This window comes from Rhodococcus sp. IEGM 1379 (genome assembly GCF_030056815.1).
In the GTDB taxonomy this organism is placed as follows: domain Bacteria; phylum Actinomycetota; class Actinomycetes; order Mycobacteriales; family Mycobacteriaceae; genus Rhodococcus_F.
Map to the genome: position 1 here is coordinate 1 of NZ_JASHKR010000146.1, position 5574 is coordinate 5574.

The following is a 5574-nucleotide window of genomic DNA, read 5'->3' on the forward strand; positions in this document are numbered from 1 at the left end:
CCTCGCGCTTTCGCGGGGCGGCCTGGGGAATTTGGCGGCCCCGTTTGAGTGTGTAAGTTTCCTGACACACACTCTAGCCTGGAAAAGGTTCTTCCGCTTCCACGAGGGGCCCGTCGACGTGTCTGTTTGCTCTCACCATGCCCGCGAGCTGCCAGGATGCTGAGAGAACTGCTCAGAAGTTTGTTAGAACTGCGCAAAAGTTTCCGAAAACTACTCAGAAGTTTCCCGCAATCGCTCGAATCGTGCCCACTCGGGCATCCCCGCCGAACACCGGAGCTGACGCGAGGGCGGCCAACTCCTCGGTCCATTCGGTGTCCATCCGTTTGAGCAGAGCCGCCGCCAATGGTAGAAGCGCGCGCTCGTGGCCGTCGTCGATCTTGAGGGCAAACGCGGAACCGTCGGGGAGCGCTCCCGCGTAGATCCCGTCGTATCCGGTTTTGCTGAAGAGCCCGGGAACTGCTGACATCAATCGCTGATCGTTGCGCCCGGTGCCGGAGACGAGAAACGGGTTGGCGCGAACGGCGTCGGCTACCGCGCGCTCCGGCGAGTCCGGCGGCGCAGACGGCAGGCGTCCGAACGCCCGAGCCAGATTTGTGAGCGAGAGCGGCACGATCGGAAGACCGCACCCGTCGATTCCGAGTTCCTGTTCCTCTTCGCCGCTGAGATCGAAGATCGTCTCCGCGATCGCGAGCTGAAGGGGGTGGGTGGGCTCCATGTACGTCTCGAGTGGCCAGTCGTTCACGACGCACGTGGCGAGCATCGCCGAGTGCTTGCCCGAGCACGTCATGTAGATCTGACTGGGCAGCTCCCCGGCCGCGATCAGTTCGGCACGCGCCAGTTCGTTGCCCGGCAGATCCGACGGGCACTGCAACTGATCGATGGTGAGTTGGTAGCGATCGAGGAGCGCTGCGACGAGTTCGATGTGATCGGCTTCGCCGGCGTGAGACGACGCAGCAACGGCCAGTTCCTCGGGGCTGATGGGCTCGAATCTGTTGCGCAGGGCGGCGACGGCCTGCAGCGGCTTGTTCGCCGATCGAGGGTAAATGGGGGTGTGCACTTCGCCGACAGCAGCAATGACGTCGCCGCTGCCGTCGAGGATGACGGCTGATCCACGGTGTACGCACTCACGGAATCCGGAGCGGACAACTTCCACCAGTTCGACGCTCACGAATGCACCTGCGTTTCCGCTCGTTCGATGTGTTTGACGATTCCTTCGTGCACATTCGGCGCAAGATCCTGGTGATCGCTGAGAAGCCTGCGCAGTCGGTCCGGATGAGCTCCCGTGAAGACATCTCGGACCGTGGCTCCGTGACTGGGCACGTGGACTCGGGTGACGGTGTCGCCGGCTGCGATGGTGCCTGTTCGGTTCACCCGCAGATAGGCACCCACGTCGGACTGCTCGGTGAACCGTTTCACGAAGCCCTTTTCGCCCGACCAGATTCCGAAAGTGCCGCACGGCACCCGTGGCCCGGTGATCTCTAGCTCCACCACGTCCGGCGAGTTGGGCCCACTGATATGCCAGCGCTCACCGATCACGGCGTCGGTAACGTCCAAGTCGCTGATGTGGAGGTTCTCGCCGAACCAGCCGGGACCGAGTGGTCGGCCCAACTCGGTGGACCAGCGTTTCGCTTCCGCACTCGCGTAGGCGTACACAGCTTGATACGGGCCACCGTGAAATTCGGTATCGCACACGTGGTCGCCGCCCAGGCCGAGTCGGCCAACCGGAATGCGGCCGTCGACGGGACGTTTGTCGATGGCGGTTCGGGTGACGCGTTTGACGCCGCTGTCACGCTCGGCATGCACGACGCATACGGCGTCGACGATGGCCGTCATTTCCCGCGTAATCGGTTGACGGCTTCACGACCTGCCTGCGTAGCGTTGTCGTCGACGATCGAATCCGGATCGATGGACGCTGCGCTGGGGCCGGCGACCAGTTCCGTATCGGCGGGGACGTTGCGTTTGATCAGTGCCAGAGCGATCGGGCCGAGTTCGTGATGGTTGACGACGGTGCCGACGCGGCCGACTGTGCGGCCACCGGCTGTGATCGGATCGCCGGGTTCGGGCAGAGCCTCGGCGCTGCCGTCGAGGTGCAGGAGGACGAGGTGCCGCGGAGGCTTGCCGAGGTTGTGTACGCGGGCGACGGTTTCCTGTCCACGGTAGCAACCCTTCTCGAGGTGCACAGCACCGTGTTCGTCAGGTCCGCCGATCCACCGGACCTCGTGGGGAATGGTCTTCTCGTCGGTGTCGAGTCCGATGCGGGGACGTGCTGCTTCGACGCGGAGGGCTTCGAATGCCCAGCTCCCGGCCGGCTTGGCGCCGGCGTCGGTCAGCGTTTTCCACCACGTCGTCAGTTGCTCGCGTGGAACGAGGAGATCGAAGGAATCAGTGGTCGGCCACGGCATACGGCGGACGAATCCACCGCCGGGGAGGGCGACGGCGTCGTAGACATCAGCAGGAACCGATGCAGCGGCCTTTTCCAGGACTGATGTCGATTCGGGACCGAGGAGGCTCAGCACTGCCAATTCATTGCCGTCGCGAGGTTCGGCCTTGGACCAGAACACCATCTTCTTCAGGAAGGACAGGAGTTCGGGGCCACGATCGGCTTCGGTGTCGATCCAGGTAATGCCATCCAGATCTGACTGGACGAAGTGATGTTCGACGCGACCGTTGATGTCGAGGCTGAGATTTTCGGCGCTCTTCCCGTCGGGGAGGGCGGAGATGTGTTGGCTGGAGATGGTGTGCAGCCAGGTGAGGCGTTCTTCGCCGGGAATGGCGATGACAAATCGATGGCTGCGATCGACGACCACGGCGGCGCGTCCCGCAGTTCTTTGTTCACCGAGTGGATCGCCGTGATGCCAGGCGACCCCGACGTCGACCGATCCGTCCGGGGCGGGCACCGCACCGGGGGAGGTCATGAGTGGACTGTTGGGCACAAGAGCGTTGTCGACCACGTCACCAGTCTAGGAGTGTGGGTGGCCCTGCGGTTCAATGCGGGCAGAGATAGCCGTTCTCGGTCGTTAGTGTTGAGGTATGTCTGATCGCGTATTGGTAACTCTCGACCATGAGGTGCTCGATGCTGACGCACCTTTTCTCCATGCCGACGACCTTGCCGTCGTGCGAGGCGACGGGGTCTTCGAGACGTTGTTGGTTCGCGGTGGGCGCGCACGGGTGGTCGAGGCGCACCTGAGTCGACTGGCGCTCAGCGCCGAGGCATTGGGCTTGCCGGCGCCGGTTCTGGACGACTGGCGTCTGGCGATCGAGATCGCAGTCGAGGAGTGGGGGAGTGAGAAGGAAGGCGCGTTGCGTCTGGTTCTCACTCGGGGGCGTGAGAGCGGGGACAAGCCGACGGCCTTCGTGATGGTGGGCCCGGTGGCTGATCGAGTTCGGCAGGTCCGTGAGTCGGGTCTGTCGGTGATCACTCTCGAGCGCGGTTACTCGGTAGATTTGTCGGCGCGGGCGCCGTGGCAACTGCTGGGGGCGAAGACCTTGTCCTACGCAACCAACATGGCTGCACTGCGCTACGCCGCCAATTTGGGTGCAGACGATGTGATCTTTGTCAGTTCGGAAGGAAATGTTCTGGAAGGCCCGCGTTCGACCGTGGTGGTCGTGCGGGACAGGACATTAATCACACCACCGCCGACTCAGGGCATTTTGATGGGTACGACACAGCGTGCTTTGTTCGACGTGGCGGGCAGTGCGCGCTTCGATTGTCGTTACGAAACTCTGCGACCTGCAGATTTGATTGCGGCGGACGGGGTGTGGATGGTTTCGAGCGTCACCTTGGCTGCGCGTGTCCATACACTTGACGGCTTCACTCTGCCAGGGACCAAAGTCGCTGATGAGTTCGCAAAATTGGTTGAACGCGCAATCGGTTCCGATTTGACCGATTTGAGCGAATAGGAAACCTGACAGGTCTCTACTACGTTAGGTAGTAGCAAAGTCCTGCGGTCCAATCCGGACAGCAGTACCGTGTCCGCAGGGGCCGAGCGAATGCCCGCGTCTCGATCCCCGAAGCCTGTCCCAGGGCCCTACTCTCGGAGTAGCCAATGGATACTTTGGACGTCTCCCGGTGGCAGTTTGGTATCACCACCGTCTACCACTTCATCCTTGTTCCGCTGACCATCGGACTTGCTCCGATGATCGCGTTCATGCAGACCATGTGGGTCGTCACCAAGAAAGACCATTGGTACCGACTCACCAAGTTCTTCGGCAAACTTTTCCTCATCAACTTTGCGCTCGGTGTTGCGACCGGCATCGTGCAGGAGTTCCAGTTCGGAATGAACTGGAGTGAGTACTCCCGATTCGTCGGCGACGTATTCGGTGCTCCTCTTGCCCTTGAAGGTCTCGTCGCCTTCTTCCTTGAATCCGTCTTCATCGGGCTGTGGATTTTCGGTTGGGGCAAGCTACCCAAATTGGTTCACCTGGCGACGATTTGGCTCGTTGCGATCGGTGTAAACGCGTCGGCCTTCTTCATCATCGCGGCCAACTCGTTCATGCAGCACCCCGTCGGAGCTGAATACAACCCCGAGACGGGTCGTGCCGAACTGACAAGTATCTGGGCGTTGTTGACCAACAACACTGCACTCGCAGCTTTCCCGCACGCTGTCGCAGGCGCCTTCCTGACAGCAGGCACCTTCGTAGCGGGAATCTGTGGTTGGTGGATGGTGCGAAACATGCGCCGAGCCAAGACAGCTGGACCCGCCGAGGCCACGAAACTCGAGTCCGACGCACGGACGATGTACCGTCCCGGCACTCGGTTCGCGTTGGTCGTGATGATCTTCGCCGGTATCGGTTTGATCTACACCGGTGACGTCCAGGGCAAGCTGATGTTCCAACAGCAGCCCATGAAGATGGCGTCGGCAGAGTCATTGTGTGACACCGAGATGGATCCGGATTTCTCGATTCTCACGATCGGTACTCACAACGACTGCAGCGGCGTGACCCACGTCCTCAAGGTGCCGTATGTGCTCTCGTGGCTGGCCGAAGGCAAGTTCTCCGGCGTCGAACTCCAAGGCGTCAACCAGTTGCAGGAACAGGCCGAGCAGGACTTCGGCCCCGGAAACTACCGCCCGAATCTCTTTGTCACGTACTGGTCTTTCCGCGCGATGATCGGCCTCGCCGCCGGTTCTGCAGCTTTGGCACTTGCCGGACTGTGGGTGACTCGCCGAGGTCGTGTTCCGGACCAGAAATGGTTCGGCATCCTCAGCATCGTCGCGATACCTACACCGTTCCTCGCGAACAGTGCCGGTTGGATCTTCACCGAAATGGGCCGCCAGCCCTGGGTGGTGCATCCCAACCCGACCGGTGTGGACATGATCAGACTGACTGTCGATCAAGGTGTTTCGAACCACTCGCCGGTAACAGTCTGGGTATCGCTGATCACCTTCACGCTGCTGTACGGCGCGTTGGGCGTTGTCTGGTTCAAGCTGATCTTGCGATACGCCAAGGAAGGCCCGCTGGAGCACGACATGCATCCGCCGGGAGATGCCGATCATGACGAGCCGGAAGATCCGGACAACCCCAAACAACTGTCGTTCGCGTACTAGGAGGCGATCATGGGACTTCAAGAAGTAT

Annotated in this window: 5 protein-coding genes; 2 read left to right on the forward strand and 3 right to left on the reverse strand. The window is 61.4% G+C overall.

Annotation, left to right across the window (positions count from 1 at the left end; translation table 11 throughout):
* Positions 1-214 precede the first annotated feature (214 nt).
* From QM600_RS28725 to ygfZ, 3 genes are read right to left on the reverse strand one after another with little or no spacing between them, the layout of a single operon-like run.
* A complete protein-coding gene (locus tag QM600_RS28725) occupies positions 215-1168 on the reverse strand; it encodes an asparaginase (protein ID WP_283265141.1) in 954 nt (317 codons plus the stop codon).
* Complete coding sequence (locus QM600_RS28730; RefSeq protein ID WP_283265142.1) at positions 1165-1833, reverse strand: MOSC domain-containing protein; 669 nt, start codon at positions 1831-1833, stop codon at positions 1165-1167. Before QM600_RS28730 ends, QM600_RS28725 begins: the two co-directional genes overlap by 4 nt.
* Positions 1830-2915: a CAF17-like 4Fe-4S cluster assembly/insertion protein YgfZ gene (gene ygfZ, locus QM600_RS28735; RefSeq protein WP_283265145.1), complete on the reverse strand. Its 1086-nt coding sequence runs from the start codon at positions 2913-2915 to the stop codon at positions 1830-1832. The genes QM600_RS28730 and ygfZ overlap by 4 nt, the downstream gene beginning before the upstream one ends.
* 115 nt (positions 2916-3030) lie before the next feature.
* Here ygfZ and QM600_RS28740 point away from each other — a divergent pair, with 115 nt between their 5' ends.
* Positions 3031-3900 (forward strand): aminodeoxychorismate lyase, encoded by an 870-nt coding sequence (locus QM600_RS28740; RefSeq protein ID WP_283265143.1) that lies wholly within the window; start codon positions 3031-3033, stop codon positions 3898-3900.
* A gap of 146 nt (positions 3901-4046) precedes the next feature.
* Positions 4047-5546, forward strand: coding sequence for a cytochrome ubiquinol oxidase subunit I (locus QM600_RS28745; protein WP_283265144.1), 1500 nt, complete (start codon positions 4047-4049; stop codon positions 5544-5546).
* Positions 5547-5574: the final 28 nt, after the last annotated feature.

Bases quoted from the DNA above. Each gene is read 5' to 3' on its own strand.
- ygfZ (WP_283265145.1), bottom strand. From the start codon at position 2,915: ATGACCTCCCCCGGTGCGGTGCCCGCCCCGGACGGATCGGTCGACGTC.
- QM600_RS28745 (WP_283265144.1), top strand. From the start codon at position 4,047: ATGGATACTTTGGACGTCTCCCGGTGGCAGTTTGGTATCACCACCGTC.
- QM600_RS28730 (WP_283265142.1), bottom strand. From the start codon at position 1,833: ATGACGGCCATCGTCGACGCCGTATGCGTCGTGCATGCCGAGCGTGAC.
- QM600_RS28740 (WP_283265143.1), top strand. From the start codon at position 3,031: ATGTCTGATCGCGTATTGGTAACTCTCGACCATGAGGTGCTCGATGCT.